Origin of the sequence: Paenibacillus sp. OAS669 (assembly GCF_014873645.1) — a bacterium.
Taxonomy (GTDB): domain Bacteria; phylum Bacillota; class Bacilli; order Paenibacillales; family NBRC-103111; genus Paenibacillus_S; species Paenibacillus_S vulneris.
Genome location: NZ_JADBDR010000001.1, coordinates 446,973 through 463,009, shown reverse-complemented (window position 1 = coordinate 463,009; position 16,037 = coordinate 446,973). Strand labels below are relative to the sequence as shown.

Annotated in this window: 7 protein-coding genes; all 7 read left to right on the top strand. The window is 54.9% G+C overall.

Going from position 1 to position 16,037, the window contains the following annotated elements; translation table 11 throughout:
- The first annotated feature begins 311 nt into the window (after nucleotides 1-311).
- Nucleotides 312-659: a YciI family protein gene (locus tag GGC63_RS01665; RefSeq protein WP_192700855.1), complete on the top strand. Its 348-nt coding sequence runs from the start codon at nucleotides 312-314 to the stop codon at nucleotides 657-659.
- Between the two features lie 7 nt (nucleotides 660-666).
- Entirely contained in the window at nucleotides 667-1,890 is a 1,224-nt protein-coding gene (locus GGC63_RS01660) for an RNA polymerase sigma factor (RefSeq protein ID WP_192700854.1), read from the top strand.
- Between the two features lie 463 nt (nucleotides 1,891-2,353).
- Nucleotides 2,354-4,588 (top strand): AraC family transcriptional regulator, encoded by a 2,235-nt coding sequence (locus GGC63_RS01655; RefSeq protein WP_192700853.1) that lies wholly within the window; start codon nucleotides 2,354-2,356, stop codon nucleotides 4,586-4,588.
- Nucleotides 4,589-4,861: 273 nt separating this feature from the next.
- Nucleotides 4,862-6,511: an extracellular solute-binding protein gene (locus tag GGC63_RS01650; protein WP_192700852.1), complete on the top strand. Its 1,650-nt coding sequence runs from the start codon at nucleotides 4,862-4,864 to the stop codon at nucleotides 6,509-6,511.
- Nucleotides 6,512-6,615: 104 nt separating this feature from the next.
- Entirely contained in the window at nucleotides 6,616-7,602 is a 987-nt protein-coding gene (locus GGC63_RS01645) for an ABC transporter permease (protein ID WP_192700851.1), read from the top strand.
- Between the two features lie 141 nt (nucleotides 7,603-7,743).
- The gene (locus GGC63_RS01640) at nucleotides 7,744-8,622 is read left to right on the top strand and encodes a carbohydrate ABC transporter permease (RefSeq protein ID WP_192700850.1); all 879 of its coding nucleotides are present in this window, start codon (nucleotides 7,744-7,746) and stop codon (nucleotides 8,620-8,622) included.
- A 131-nt stretch (nucleotides 8,623-8,753) separates the two neighbouring features.
- Nucleotides 8,754-15,590 carry a fibronectin type III domain-containing protein gene (locus GGC63_RS01635; protein ID WP_192700849.1) on the top strand — a complete coding sequence of 2,279 codons (6,837 nt, stop codon included), beginning with the start codon at nucleotides 8,754-8,756 and terminating at the stop codon, nucleotides 15,588-15,590.
- Nucleotides 15,591-16,037 lie beyond the last annotated feature (447 nt).

Genomic DNA, 16,037 nt, shown 5'->3' with positions numbered 1-16,037 from the left:
GTAGCCCAAGCGGCCAAAGTAATCAGCGATCCGATACGGCTCGCCTGATGTAGACGGGATTCACGAATCATATCATTGGGCAAACAAACATTGTTCACCGACAGCAGGATCAAGTCCATTTGTAAAACAAAGGGAGCTGCATAGGCTGCTTCTTATACACATTTCGCCATTATGATTATTAAGCTGAACCTTACCCGCAAGAAACGGCAAGTTGTTAAAAATAAAATTTTGTGCAATGTAGAAATCAGCACAGCTTATACGACATTATAGTGAAACCAAATCTAATACGGTTTGAAGAGAGGAGTTTTTGTATGAATTACACTTTGATGTTTTACGAAAGTCAGGAGGACTTTGCGGCGAGAACGGATCCAGCTAGACAACAACAATACCTGGCAGGCTGGACGCACTATGTGCATGCTTTGCGGCAGGCTGGAATTGTAGTATTCGGTTCGGGTCTCTATGCCCCTGAGACAGCTGCAACGATGAAGCGGCGCGGCGGCGAGATGGAGGTTCAGGACGGGCCATTTCCCGAGACGAAAGAGCAGCTCGGCGGGATATTCGTGATTGATGTTCCGGACATTGACACTGCATTGGAGTGGGCTGCTCGAGGGCCTGTCGATACGGTTGAGGTCAGACAGAACATCCCCGCGTTGAAGTAATCGTTCTATGGAAACTCATCTGATCATTGAAGAAACGGCACGTGCTGCTTATGGTCGATTGCTCTCCTATTTGGTAGTAAATTGGCGGGATCTGCAGGCTGTCGAGGATGCCGTTGGAGATGCTTTTCTCGCCGCGTTAGAAACTTGGCCCAAGATCGGCATACCCGATAAGCCTGAGGCATGGCTGGTTACGGCCGCCCGAAGGAGGCTTATCGACCGTGCCCGTCGTACACGTATCTCCGAAAGTGCTCTGCCGACACTCCTTGCCATGTCCGAGGATACGCAGCGTCTAACTTCTTCAAACGCTGCTTTTCCGGACGAACGCCTAAGGATGATGTTTCTTTGTACTCACCCGGCAATTGATCCAGTGATGCGTACACCCCTTATGCTGCAGACAGTGCTGGGAATCGATGCAGCTAGAATTGCGTCAGCATTTATTATCAAGCCCTCAACTATGAGCCAGCGACTTACACGGGCAAAAGCAAAAATCCGTGCCGAACGCCTCGTATTTGAAATGCCTGGTGCGGAAGAGATCCCGAATCGTCTCGATTCCGTTCTGGAAGCCATTTATGCTGCTTACGGGAGCGGGTGGGACGAGGCAGCTATTGCCGATTCACCACGCAGGAGCTTGGCGGAGGAGGCGATTTACCTGGGAAAGCTGCTTCTCCAATTTGCCCCCCGCGAACCGGAGGTTTATGGTCTGCTGGCGCTAATGCTGCACTGTGAGGCGCGCCGCGAGGCACGATATGATGACGAGGGGAACTATGTTCCCCTCTCCGAGCAAAAATGTACGCGATGGGAACAAGGCTTGGTCATGGAGGCGGAGCGTTTTCTCCATACCGCTTCGCAAGCTGGTGGAATCGGTCACTTTCAACTCATGGCCGCGATTCAATCGGTGCATGCTCAGCGTTTATGGACTGGGCATACAGAGTGGGAGGCGATTGCTCAGTTATACGAGGGCCTCATTCGTATGTACCCAACACTGGGCGCTTTAGTCGGGCGAGCTGCAGCGGTCGCGGAGGCTTATGGGCCAGAGCGGGGCATTACCTTGCTGGAAGCTATTCCATCTGAAGAAGTGGTGAATTATCAGCCGTATTGGGCGCTTGCCGGTCATCTGTACAAGCAGATGAATCGAAAAGAAGCTGCCCGTTCTGCATATAGCCGTGCTATCGGATTAAGTACAGATGCTTCTGTTCGACGATTTCTCAGCCGGCAAGCCTCCGCGATATAAACGTGGCATTGATAAAAAAGATCTCCGTATCTCTATGAGGCACCCCATGTGGGTGCCTTAATCTTCGTTACAGGTAGCAACATTTCAGCAGCAGCCCGTCCCGTTATAATGGTGCGATAAAAAAAGGAAAATGAGATTTTTAAAGCGCCGATCGATTTAGTTTCCAATATCAATCGGCCGGGCTGAGATAAGAAAATGGTTGTTAATGCAGGTGTTAATTTGGAGGCAGCAAGCTTTCGCGTCTTCGTCTGCATCGGGAAGGCGACGAGGTGACGGGGAGCGCCTGAAGATTATATCCATTTTTATATCTGAGCGATAGAGTGATTTCGGGAGAACTCATTACCTTCTTACCGGCTTCTTTACAGTCAGAGATATCACGTGTTATCATTCGTGCCATAGGGATTTCGCCTCATAGGCATTTCCCCCTTATTCTGGTTATCTCCAAGTCCCGAAGGAGGACAACATGAAGAAGTCCTGGTTTTATCGTTTACTGTTCTCATATTTCCCCATATTCTTCAGCCTCACCTCGATTCTCATTGTGGTTACCTTCATGCTGCTGAGCCAGATGTCCCAACGGGAAACGGCAAACAGTAACCAGCAGCTCGTGCGGCATCTCATGCAATTAATCGACTATTCGCTCAAGGAAATGGATAGCGCTCTCATCAAAGAGCTGGAATCCGATGAGAAGCTCAGCGGGTTCTTCCAGGGCCAGGGCGCCATTTCTTACTTTGACAATTACGAAATATCGAAGCGGATTCATCAGATGGAAGGAATCGATAATCTGATTGATTCTATCTATTTGTACCGTTTCACGGATCACATGGTGCTCAGCCCCAATACATTCATCCCTCTGGAACAGTTCGGAGACCGGGAGTTTGCATCCAGCAGGGAGGAGCGGGGATCGCTCTATGAGCTGTCCGGCCCTCGCACCTATATGGAGTTTCAGGGCCAGGAACGGTTTCCGGTCTCTGTCGTATCCATGGTACGCAAGTACCCGCTGCTTCAAGGCGGCCAGGGCTTAGTCGTTGTCAACATCAGCCTGGCCAAGATAGGTAAGCGGCTTGCGGAGCTGACAGGCTCCGGCAGCTTCATCGAAATACGCGATGCGAACGGCAATGTCATAGCAGGTCCGGCGGACGGCGACGGACAGCTGCCCGGGACAACGCTGTCCAGGCTCAGCTCCGACTACACCGGCTGGTCTTATACCGGCGGTGTACATGACGACAATATGATGCGATATGTATCGATATTTTCGTACGTATGGATTGCGGCGGGTCTGGTCGTGGTGGTCGTAGGTACCGTTTGGATGACGTATGTCACCCGGCGGAACTATAGGCCGCTGGAATCGATTATAGATCGCATTCAACACTATTCCGCAAACCGCAGCTCCAAGTTATCGCGCAGCGGACAAGACGAGTTCAAATTTATCGAACAAGCGTTGGACAGCTTAATCGATCAGTCCAATACGTATCAGAAAATGCATGAAGAGGACTCCGTCTACCGAAGCCGGCATTTTTTCATGGAGCTGCTGGAGGGGAGCCGACCCATCGGCCGTGAAGAATGGGACAGGGAAACGGAACGCTTCGGTCTGCAGGGGGAGTTTCGCACGCTGGTTGTCGTGACGTATGAAATCGACAAATATGCCTCGGTGCAGTCCAATTATTCCCAGCGGGACTTGTTTCTGCTGAAATTCGTGCTGAACAGCGTCATCAAGGAGCTGGCGGAGACGCATCGGGTGACGGTATGGACGGAATGGACCGCTCAGCAGCAGCTGGCCGCCCTGTATGCTTGCATACGCGAGGGGGAGGAGGCGGAGGAACGGGTACGGCAGATTGCGGACGAAGTACAAGCCTGGGTGAAGGCCAATTTGGAATTTACGGTAACGGCCGGTCTTGGCGCTTCCGTGGACGACACGCTGCACGTAACGGAATCCTATGCGCAGTCGCTGCAGGCGCTGGGCTTCAAGGTGAGCCTTGGTTTGAGCCGCGTTATTTCTTACCGCGATGCGGATTTCAATGAGGGCGAGACCTACCGCTACCTCCAGCTGATCCGCAACTTCGCCCGAGCCTTCCGTACGGGAGACGACGAATGGAGGGACATGGTTCAGTCTGTATTTCGCGAGCTTCGGACTCAGCGGCTGCCTAGAGAGGAGCTTGTGCAGGTGCTGAATGCCTTCATCGATCATTTGTATCGGGAAATGGTCGAGCTTCCGGAGGGCGCTCAGGAGATATGGAGGAACGAGACGGTCGGGAAGCTTGGCGAATTGCGCGATACATTCGACTGGAGCGGGGAAATGGAGGGGCGGTTCACTGCCATCCTCGAAGACCTTAGCGGCAAACTGCGGGAGCAGCAGGAGAACCGCAGTCATTACAAGCTGATCTTGGAAGTCAAAAGCTACATTGACCGTGAATATGCCGATCCCAACCTCTCCCTGAATCAGCTCTGCGATAAATTCGGTCTCAACGGCAAATACATAAGCCGGCTGTTCAAGGAAACTTTTGGCGAGAAGCTGGTCGATTATCTGGTGGGCGTCCGGATCGCTCAAAGCCGCCGGCTTCTCGAGGAAACTTCCCTGTCGCTCAAGCAAATCGCGGCGGAGGTCGGCTACCTCCATGATATTTCGTATATCCGCGCCTTTAAAAAGGTGATGGGGACCACACCGGGCGATTACCGCAAAAACTATGATAAAAACGTCTAACGATGCTTTCTCTTAGAGGTGCGACCGCGAATAGCGGAGGTTTTTATCGCCAAATAGAATTGTCGCTTCCGAGACTCAGAATCTTATCAAAGCCCGTCACGACGGGCTTTTTGCTATTCGGTTCATCGTTGGAATTTGGTTCATTCCGCGTTTTTGGATAATCGGTTAGCCCTAAGAATCATATCCATTGCTGAAAAATGCAGCCATGAGGTATTCTGCAATCAGGGCAACGAGCCGCATGGAAATCACGTCAACCGAGGGGAGCATGATTCAATGATCAAGAGACAAGGACAGTTCATTAGAGCGGGCATGACCGCCATGGCGCTGGCCGGCGTTGTAGTCGCAGGATGCAGCGCGGAACAGACGCCTTCCTCCAAGGAGGGAGAGAAGGGCTCCGCCCCCGATAAACGGGGAAGCATTACCGTCTCGATGTATGAACGCAACAATATTCCGCCGGAGGAGGGCAACTGGGACAAAAACCGCTGGACGGAATGGGTGAATAAAAACGGTCCCGTCGATGTGAAATATATAACAGTGCCGCGCTGGGAGTCGCTTCAGAAGTTTAATGCGCTGTTCGCGACCGGCGGCGCACCCGACCTGATCCTGGAGTACGATACGGGCTACCGGAATCAATGGTACTCGCAGAGACTGCTCATGCCGCTGGATGAGGTGATCGACAAGTACAGCACCACATACAAGGACCTGATGAAGCAATTCCCGCAGCTGAAGAAGCTCGGTACCAAGGATGACGGTAAGCTGTATGAAATCGGCAAGGTCACCCCGCTGATGGCAGGGCATCGGATCTACATCCGCGAGGACTGGCTGCAGAAGCTGAATCTCAAGATGCCGCAAACGTCGGAGGAGTTTCTGCAGGTGGCGAAAGCGTTCGCCGCCCAGGATCCGGACGGTAACGGCAAGGTCGATACGTTCGGCTTGAATCTTAGCGGCAACGGCATGTCGATCATTCAGCATATGTTCGGCTTCGGCGAGGTGCAGTGGCGCTTCGAGGGCGATACCTTTGTTCATGAATGGGACCGGCTGAAGGCGGCGACCGCCTTCCAAAAGCAGCTGTTCGACGCGGGGATCGTGGATAAGGACTTTCTCACGGACAAAAACGGCGAGAAGGCCAAGCAGGATTTCTTATCCGGCAAGCTAGGCATGTACTTATATCAGGAGATCGCGGACAAGGATTACGATGCGCTGAAGAAAAACGACCCCGGCGCGAAATTGGCAATCCTCCCTTTACCCAAATCCCAGTTTGGCCAGTTCAGTCCGGTCATCGGCAGCCCGATTCAAATGGTCGGTGCAATCAATGCGGGAGCGAAGGATCCCAAGGCGGTCATGCAATATATTGATTTCATGATCAAACCGGAGACGGCACGCACGCTGGAGAGCGGTGAGGAAGGCATTCATTGGAGCAAGGACGAGGCGGGATGCCCCAAGCCGCTGGACGCGGAGAAGAACAAGAAGGAAATCTCCTACACCTCTGATCTGCGGATGATGTCCTCCGTGCTTCTGCTGGGCAAGTGCTCGTTCGTGGAACAGCGTCCGCAGGATACGGAGACGCAGAAGTCGCTGCGCGAGCTCGCGATTAAGGCGAATCAGGCTTATGTGAGCAAGGAGCGCCAGATTCCGACGCTCAAGCCGGAATATCTCCCTGTCCTGCCGCAGGATCTGGCATTGATCGTGAAAAACACGGAGCAGCAGATGAAGGACATGTGGATGAAGGCGGTCGTGAGCGGCGGCAACTATACCCCGGACCAGGCCGAGAAGGATGCCAAGAGCGTCTGGGAGAAGTCGGGCGGTCTGCGAGTCGACGAATTCTACGCCAAGTGGTACGAAACGAACAAGGCTAACGCCTTCCTGCTGAAGGACCTGTATCAGTTTGGTGAGGATGCCGCGAAACTGTACGCCAATAAATAATAGGGAGGGGGAACGGGTCCGGTCGGCTGCCGAACGGGCCCGATTTCATCCTCGGCCAGAATACAAAGCCATTAAAGGATAGGAAACCATGAGGAGGAGCTGTCATGAAAACTAAGGAAAGGGCAATAGAAGGTGGCGTGAGCCTCACCGGCCAGCAGGCCAATGCTTCGGCTGTGGGCGGAGTACTGCGGACACAAGGCCGCAGCAGATTCCGGCGTAATGTGCCGCTGCTGATGATGTTTGCGCCGGTCATCGTATTCTTCATCGTATTCCGCTATGTGCCTATGTTGGGCAATATTATCGCCTTCAAGCATTACAATCTGATGCAAGGCATCTGGGGAAGCCCTTGGGCGGGACTGGATTATTACCGGATGATGTTTTCCAACCCGCAGTCCATCGCCATCATTCGTAACACATTCATCCTAAGTCTCCTTAAAATCGTCATTGGCTTCCCTTTCCCGATTCTGATTGCGGTCATGCTGAACGAGGTGCGCAAGGCATGGTTCAAACGCTCTGTGCAGACGCTGCTGTATTTGCCTCACTTCTTCTCCTGGGTAATTGTCGGGGGAATCGCCGTCATGCTTTTTGGATCCCAGGCAGGCGCCTTGAATGCGGTTATCAGGTACTTCGGCGGCGAACCGGTCAATTTCCTGTACCAGACCGGTTCCTGGCTAGCGATCTTCTTCGGCTCCGGCATTTGGAAGGAAGCCGGATTTTCGGCCATCATCTATCTGGCGGCCATAAGCTCCATCGACCCTTCGCTGTATGAGGCGGCGAGTATCGACGGGGCGAGCAAGCTCAAGCAGATCGGGTACGTAACGCTGCCGGGGATTATGCCTGTCATGACCCTGATGCTCATCATTTCTATGGGCAATGTCATGGAGGTCGGCTTCGATCAGGTATACAATCTGCAGAATGCGGTTGTATCAGATGTGTCCAACGTCATCAGCACTTATATTTATACCGTCGGGATTCAAGGCGGGCTGTACAGTATGACGACGGCAATGGGACTGTTCGAAGCCGTCATCGGTCTCGTCCTGGTGGTGGGGGCCAATCGTTTGGCCAAGCTGTTCGACCAAGCGTTGTGGTGAAAAAAATGTCTATCGACACCCTTTCATGGATGTTCGACCGCGGTCAAGGTAGTTTTTATCGCCAATCAGAATGCTGTTCGTACGCACTTTATCGCTGTAAAGAACTTAAATATTCTGATGTGGTAAGAAGGGAGGAAGGTCATGAGACTTTCGCGCAGTGAAAAATGGTTTTATGCGATCAATAACACTTTGCTGTTTATTGCCGGGATGAGCTGTCTGATCCCTCTTCTGAATCTGGCGGCGATCTCTCTCAGCGAATACGAGGCCGTCGCAGCTGGCCGAGTCGGCATTTGGCCTGTAGGCTTCTCGCTGGAATCCTACAAGATGCTGATCGACGGCACGCCAATTATGCGCACGTTCCGCAACAGTCTGGTCATTACCGGCCTTGGGGTCCTGTTCAGTATGCTGTTTACCGTTTTGGCGGCCTATCCGTTGTCCAAGAGCTATTTCTACGCCCGGCGGTTTTTTACATTGGGGATCGTTTTCACGATGCTGTTCGGTATCCAGGCGATTCCTGCCTTTCTTGTCAACCGGGCGCTTGGAATCGTAGACACGTACTGGGCGCTGTGGCTGCCGGGGCTGGTCAGCGCTTATAACATGCTCGTGCTCAAGTCCTTCTTTGAACAAATTCCTGAAGAAATGAATGAGGCCGCCCAGATTGACGGCTGCAGCGAGTGGCGGCTGCTCTGGCAGATTGTGCTGCCGTTGTCGCTGCCGGTTCTTGCGACGTTGACGCTGTTCTACGGTGTCGGCTACTGGAATTCCTTCCAGAGCGTGCTGATCAACATCCATGATTCATCCAAGTTCAATCTCGCTGTACTGGTGCAGAATATGGTCGCCAACCAGTCGCTGCTGCAGAACCTGAACAATGTGCAGCCACAGGAGGCCGATCAGATGCTGACGCCGGAGTCGATCCGATCGGCAGGGATTATGGTTATGCTGATTCCGCTGCTTGTGGTATACCCGTTCCTTCAGAAGTACTTTGTGAAAGGCGTACTGATAGGAGCTGTAAAGGGATAAGAAGCGTCTCATGGTTCATGCTGCTCCCCGCCGGTTATGGCAGAAAGGAGGTGATGCGGCTTGGCTTCCAAGCGAGGCCGCTAATGACTGGGCTGGATCATTAAAAAGTCGATGAAAGGAGAGAGGAAAGAATGTGGAAATCCATGCATCGCATAATGGCAATGTGGCTGGCAGGGATGCTGATTGCCGGTCTGCTGCCGCTTCAATCGGTCCCGGCTCTGGGGGCAGGCACGCAGGCGCCGGGGATTCCGACTAACGTAGAGTCCGTCTGGCGCACCGATACCTCGGTGCAGCTGACTTGGTCGCCCCCGTCTGACTCTTCGGGTGTGACCGGCTATGACGTATATCGGGACGGCGTGCTGCTGGGGAGCGCAAGCGGCGCCCCGCTGTACCAAGCGGACGGCTTAATTCCCGGAACGGATTATGCGTTCACCGTGAGAGCGAAGGATGCAGCAGGGAATAGCTCTGCCGACAGCACCCCGATCGTTGTCAATCTCGAGGAGCTCGACCGTGCGTTGTGGACCGTTAGCGCTTCGCATAACAACGGAGGGGGAGCGCCCCGTCAAGCGGTCGATCCGCTATCCTCTTCGCGATGGAGCAGCGGCACGGCTCAGGTGCCGGGCATGTGGTTTCAGGTCGATACCGGACCTGGGGCAAAGTCCTACCATAAGCTGGTACTGGATTCGACGGGCTTCAGTGGAGACTATCCTCGGGGATACTCGTTGAGCGTATCCGACGACGGTCTGACTTGGAGCAGCCCGATTGCATCCGGTAACGGCAGTGCACTGACTCAAGTCGAGTTTCCGGATCAGACGGCCCGTTACCTGCGGATCACGCTGACCAAAAGCGTCGGAAGCTACTGGTCGATTCAGAATTTGAAGCTGTTCGGTTCGCAAACGGAAGATTTGGAAGCGCCTACAATTCCAACCGCTTTAACAGTGAACTCGGTTACGGACACGGAAGCTTCGCTGTCGTGGAGCCTAAGCGCCGATAATGTGGCAGTACTCGGCTACGAAGGTTATTCCGGGACAGCATATGCGGGGTTCACGCGGCAGCCCGCTTTGACCTTGAAGGGGCTGGTTCCTCATACAGCTTACACTTATCAAGTTCTGGCAGTGGATATGGCCGGTAACCGGTCGGAGGCCAGCCCGCCGTTAAGCCTTACAACGCAAGCCTCACTGGAGCGGGCCTTATGGAAGCTCAGTGCTTCACATGGCGGAAGCAGTACAGCGTTAGCTGTGGACGGCGCCCCTTCCACCCGATGGACGAGCGGGGCAGCCCAGTCGCCCGGCATGTGGCTGCAGCTAGATACGGGAGCGGGAGGCAAGTCGTATAACAAACTGGTGCTCGACGCCACCGGTTCAAACGGGGATTATCCGCGCGAATTTCAGCTGTCCGTATCCGAGGATGGCGTGAACTGGAGCGATCCCGTCGGGACATTTACCGGAAATTCCGCTATCGTCAGTGCGATATTTCCGGCCCAGACGTCCCGGTTCCTCCGTCTTACTCTGACGAAATCGAGTGGCAGCTATTGGTCGATTCATGAGCTGAATCTGTACGGGGTGCCCGATCCTGATTATAATCCGCCGACAACGCCAGGGAATTTAACGGTCAGGAAGTTGATGGATACCCAATTTGACGCGGTCTGGGACGCTTCCACCGACGATACCGGGGTGGCGGGATATAACCTGTACCTGAATTCCGCCAAGGTAGCGTCCACTCCGGCGGCGGTGCGAACCTATCGCTTCACGGGCCTGAATCCGAATTCGTCATATTCGCTGGAGGTCAAAGCCCGTGATTTGTACGGCAATGAATCCGCTCCCGCCGCTCTATCGGTCACAACACTGCCGGTGATGGAGCTCCCGCTGATCGCGAAGTATGAAATGGAGCCCCAGGCTTCCGCCCCAACTGCCATTTGGGATACGCATAATCCGGCCCAGCCCGAGAATGCCGGCTTGCTGAAGGCTCCGGCTGCATATGCTCCTGGACGTCCGGGAGCAGGCCAGGCGCTTGTCCTTAGCGGAAGCGACCAGGCAACGATTACGAAGCCTGGCCTGTTAAACCGGGTTTCCTCGGCTTTCACGATCTCCGCTTGGGTCAAGCCCGATGATCTGAATGGATACCAGCCGATCGCATCCAAGAGGGATGCTAATTGGAAGGGAACGACCTTCTACCTCGGTCTTCAGGGGAACAAGCTGTACTTTGGCTCCGACTATGGGGAGAAATGGTATAACTGGTCGTTCGCGGCCCCCGAGTTGATAGCCGGCCAATGGTCGCACGTTGCGGCTGTCTTTGAAAAGTACGAAGGGGTCTGGCTTTACGTCAACGGCAAGCTGGTCGGTCAGGTACCGGCAAGCAGCGTATTTACCGATCTGCTTCCCAATGATCTGCCCATACTGCTCGGGACCGAGTGGCATTACGACAGCACCACCCGTTCGATGGTGAAATACGGCTTCCGGGGAGCGATCGACTCACTTCGAATGTATGCCGCCCCGCTGTCCCAGCCCCAGGTTCAGGCGGATATGAACAATACGATTATCACACGATCAGCTGAAGACAGCGACTTCACTGCCCCGACTAAATACGTAACGCTGCGGCTGGTCCGTTTCGATACTCCGACCGGATTGTTTACCAAGGGAAATGCCAAGATTCATCAGAATGCGATGCGAAAGGGCGGGCCTGATGCGGTGGATTGGCCTCAGATGGAGCTGGCTCTTCCTCAGGATAACCAAGGTTCCTCCATCCGTAGGGTACAGCCATTCGCTGACGGAGCGGAATACAAGACGGAGATCCTGCTGCAGCAGCAGCCCGCGAACATGCCCATTGTGCAGCAGTCCTATGACAATGTACTCTCGCCGGGAAATCATTGGTTCCGTGGAGTTGCATGGCGATGGGGGCAGACCAACGTGTATACCACGGATCTGACGGCCCGCTCATGGACCTGGGACTATGAGCTGTGGACCTTCCCGGTCAAAATCACCGGGGACGTTCCGGGAGCGGTACAATCCGTCATATTGAAAAATGACGGCAAAGAAATCTACAATAGCGGGACGCAAACCCTTAATTCCCTAACCCTGCTGCTGCCGCAAAATGAAACGGGCAAGCCTTACGAGTTATGGGTGGACGGCCGGGGACCGGTGGCATTCGACGTCGGGCTGGCACCGGTGGTTCCCGGTCATCCTAAGGATGTGCCGCTGAAGCTGAACAAGACGGTACCGGGTACGGGGCCGAAGTTTACGGTTACCAGTGTGGAAGCGCCTGAAACGTTTCCGCATCAGAGCGCGTGGGATGCCGATGTACAGGCACTGGCTGGGGCAAAGCCGTCATCGCCGAAGTATGAGCAGGAGACAGGCTCCATTGCGCGGCATCTCGGAACGGAGGTACCCCGTTCTCCGGAGACGATCAACTTTGTGTATTTACCCCATGGGATGAGCTCCGGCGGGTTCTATCATTCGGAGCACCGGGACATTGCTCAAGCGTATCAGGATCTTGGAACGGTCGACGACTATGCGGCCTATGTCGGCGACACTGGCTATGATCGAGTCTTTGAATTCGGCACGTTCTCCGAATCTTCCAGCGCCAAGAGCCACGAGAATATGGCACAGGCGCTTGCACGCCGTGGTGTTCAGCTGGGCATTATCCCGCGCACGGATTGGGATGTGGTAGACGCCGCCAGCCAGAACCTGCCGTTTTACAGTTCTTACATCGCGGATTTTCACGCTCCGCTGTACCGGGAGCTTCAGCTGGGTCTGCAGCGGCTGAGCCGCTATCCGAATTTGGCCGGGATCAGTCTGGGTGCCGACAATGCGGCTTATGCCCAGTATTGGGACTGGGCTCCGCCTAATCCGAACCGGCCTTGGGGGCGGGCGTTCACGCCGTTCCAATCTGCTGCGGGCGAGCCTCCGACGACGCCGATTGCCCCGAGTTTGCAGGGGCAGTACACGCTTAAGTCCCATGAGTATTGGGCCAGCGGCAGCAAACCGTTTCTGGATTATATCGCTCGGTATAACGATACGTTCAAGGGATACGGCTATTTTGCTCAAGCAGCCGCCGAGGTGAAGCCATCCTATATAACGACAACGGGTTCCTACGGAAGCTCTCCCGGGGTAGGCGGACGCGGGGGCTGGCTGTGGGCCACCATTCCCGGTAAGGAAATGCATGAATCATTGCCGGTACAGAGCGCTTACGACTGGAACGAGCTAAGCTCCTCCAAGCCGCTGCATCTGGTCTCGCTGGTCGACAAGCTGCGCAGCTATGCACCGAATAAAACGACATGGGCGCTGCAGGACGATTTCTCCCTGTTCTTCGGCAAAGCCGACCGGGAGAAGTCATATGCGATGACGCTAACACGTGGCGTACAGGCGATCGGCACCAATGTGCTGCCCAACGACCGCGGCTCGCTGGCCCGCCCGCAGATGATTGCGGAGCAGAAGGAGCTGTATGACTGGATTCACAAATACGGCGGGGTGTATTCCATAACGGAGCCTACGCCGTCAATCGGTATTATGTATGTGAACGATCAGGCGCTGCTGCGGGGTGTTGTCGGGGGTGAACATCCGACCGAAACGCAACTGCTGAAAGGCTCACATGAAGGCAAGGTCACGGAAGCTTTGTTCCTGACGCATGCGGCAGGTTGGCCTTCTAAAATCATTACGCCGGAAGAGTTAAAACGCGGGCTTCCGTCGTCGATCAAGGCGATCCTGCTCGTTGGGCTGAATGAATTCGACGCAAGCTGGCGATGGTATGACGGTCTCGTTCCTGAACTACAGAGCTTCGTCGATCAAGGCGGATTGATTCTGAAGGACGACGAATCCGTCTCCCCGGTAAGCGCTATCGGAACGGGCATGCAGGTTGCATCCTACGTGATTCAGAGCAATACGGACCAGACGAATTTGCTCTTGAGCCGTAACGAGGCGAATATAGCCAAGCTGCGGTCGGCGATGGCGGCTGTGCCAAGACCGGCGGCATCCTCGAGCAGCACCACCGTTTGGGCCGTTCCTGCCCGGGCGGGCGATACGGAATACGTTACCGTTCTGAACGAGCAGCATGACCCTGCTGCCGGAGAAAGCCAGCATCTGGTTGGCCAGACGGCCGCGCTGCAGTGGAGCACGTCACGGCCGATTTATGATATTAGGGCAGGGCGGAAGCTCACTTCTGCAGAGGCGGCACAGGTTGACCTTCAATCGCACGGGTTCCAGTGGTATGCATTGCCCCCTGCCGAGGTCACTGCGCCGGAGATCACAGTCACCCCGTCCAGTACCGGGTATTACGAGGCTTTCACGGCGATCCGCAATCCCGATGCCATGGCCGGCATCCCGGTGGAGGTGACGGTGTCGAACGCGTCAAGCGGCGATAGCGCAACGGTATATACGGCGACCGGCTTGACCGCCAAGCTGCCGCTGCATGTCACCGATGTCCCCGGGCTCTATCATGTGAAGGCAAAGGAACTGCTGAGCGGCCTGGAGACGACCGTGCAAGTAACCATACAGCCTGCGGCCTCTGAGCCGGAAACGTCCGTTAAGATGGACCGGGCGGCAGCTATTCGCACTTTCGGTTCCCGGACGGATGTTCCGCTGACGATCGCGCTGACGAAGGCACAGCAGGCTGATCCGGTCTGGTTGGCGCAGGCTGACCGGCTTGCGCAGCATTATACGCGGCAGGGCAGGAGCGTATCGCTCGGCTTGGCTGAGCCCGGAGGTGTCGTGAAGAGCCTGCAAACCTACCAATCGATCAACAAATATCCGCAATGGAGCACGATCGATTCCGATCTTGTGCTGCTGGGTACATCATCCACTAATGTGCTGCTGCTGGACCAGGCACGAGGCTATTTGCTACCGGAGCAGGGAACCGGGCTTCAGCCGGGACACGCGGCGGTTAGCCTGGCGAATTCGCCCTTTGTCGGAGAATATCAGGCGCTAAATGTCATAGCGAATGATATTGCAGGTCTCACCGCAGCTGTAGATGAACTGGTTCAGCTGGCGCCGCCGGCACCCGGAGCAGTTCAATTCCTCGGCGTGACACGGATTACGGCCTCGTCGGCTGTCTTGTCTTGGGCGTCCGATCCGCTGGCCTCCGGTTATCGGGTAGAACGGCGCAGCGGGGGAAGCGCCGCCTGGCAGACTGTAGCTGCCTCGGTTACGGGAACGACTTATCACGACGAAGGGCTCAGCCCCGGCGTGTTCTACACGTACCGGATCACAGGCTTCAACGGAAGCGGCGACGGACCCGCTGGCGACCCCGTCTATATCTTCGCTCAAGGCGTGCCTGCCGCAGAGACTAATCCTCCGCAAGCACCTGCCAATCTGACTGTGCTTGGAAGGACGGCTTCCTCAGTCCGGCTTGGCTGGAGCGAGCCGATAGGGCATACGGCTATCGCAGGATACGAGGTATACAAGGGGTCCGAGAAAGTGAGCAGCCAGACGGTGACGGGGACGACGTACACGGTATCCGGCTTGGCTCCGGCTACGTCCTATACGTTTACGGTCAAGGCCAAAACGGCAGCAGGGCTCGAATCGCGGGATTCGCTGCCTGTCACGGCTGCGACCTACGCTTCACCGGGAGGAGTCTATAAGCTGGAACGGACCGGCTGGACGGCTACGGCATCCCATCAACCAGCTAAGGCTGCGGGCGCACTGGACGGTAATCTTGCTACCCGGTGGGATACGGGGGTACACCAGGTAAGCGGGCAGTGGTTTCAGGTGGATATGCGTACGCAGAACATCTTCAACGGCCTCGAATTGGACGCTGCCGGAAGTGCTTACGACTATCCGAGAGGCTATGAAGTCTACGTATCCTCGGATGGGGTGAATTGGGGGACGGCCGTTGCTGCAGGCGCCGGCGCGCAAAAGCTAACGATCCGTTTCCCGGAAGCGAAGACAGCGCGCTATATCAAGGCCGTACAGACAGGAAGCGTGGGCAATTATTGGTCCATTCATGAGTTGAATGTGCTGGAGTATCCGCCGGACTAAGCAAACCAGGGTAAAACGGCAACGGTTGGCGAATGTAACATCGGATACCAGGATTCGGGAGCTGCATCATCTGAAGAATGGCCATAAGGGCTTTTACTAACAAGCCCGCAAAGTAAGACAAACAGAGCTTTAATGAAAAAGAAGGCAGCCGTTTATAAATGGCCGCTTTCTTTTTTTATTGTTTTAGACTGACTAGAGCAGGTCTTTCCTTTGGCTTGCAGGACGGGCAGCACCGATGGACGAGCCGTATTTTTCCCGAAAAAGTCCACTTGATTCCCTTTGTGAGCTCCCATTAAGGAATGCCAAATGGAAAAAGATTGTTATGGCGATGATCCATGGTATAGGAAATGAAGGAAATAAGACCAAATACGCCCGAATGCGCCCTGACAAAATTCGCCTAAGGTACATATCTTATTGGGAGTTCACGGTTCGACATAAAGGAGAGGG

Excerpts from the sequence above, each read along its gene's own strand:
- GGC63_RS01650 (WP_192700852.1), top strand. The coding sequence starts at position 4,862 with ATGATCAAGAGACAAGGACAGTTCATTAGAGCGGGCATGACCGCCATG.
- GGC63_RS01660 (WP_192700854.1), top strand. The coding sequence starts at position 667 with ATGGAAACTCATCTGATCATTGAAGAAACGGCACGTGCTGCTTATGGT.
- GGC63_RS01640 (WP_192700850.1), top strand. The coding sequence starts at position 7,744 with ATGAGACTTTCGCGCAGTGAAAAATGGTTTTATGCGATCAATAACACT.
- GGC63_RS01635 (WP_192700849.1), top strand. The coding sequence starts at position 8,754 with ATGTGGAAATCCATGCATCGCATAATGGCAATGTGGCTGGCAGGGATG.
- GGC63_RS01665 (WP_192700855.1), top strand. The coding sequence starts at position 312 with ATGAATTACACTTTGATGTTTTACGAAAGTCAGGAGGACTTTGCGGCG.
- GGC63_RS01655 (WP_192700853.1), top strand. The coding sequence starts at position 2,354 with ATGAAGAAGTCCTGGTTTTATCGTTTACTGTTCTCATATTTCCCCATA.
- GGC63_RS01645 (WP_192700851.1), top strand. The coding sequence starts at position 6,616 with ATGAAAACTAAGGAAAGGGCAATAGAAGGTGGCGTGAGCCTCACCGGC.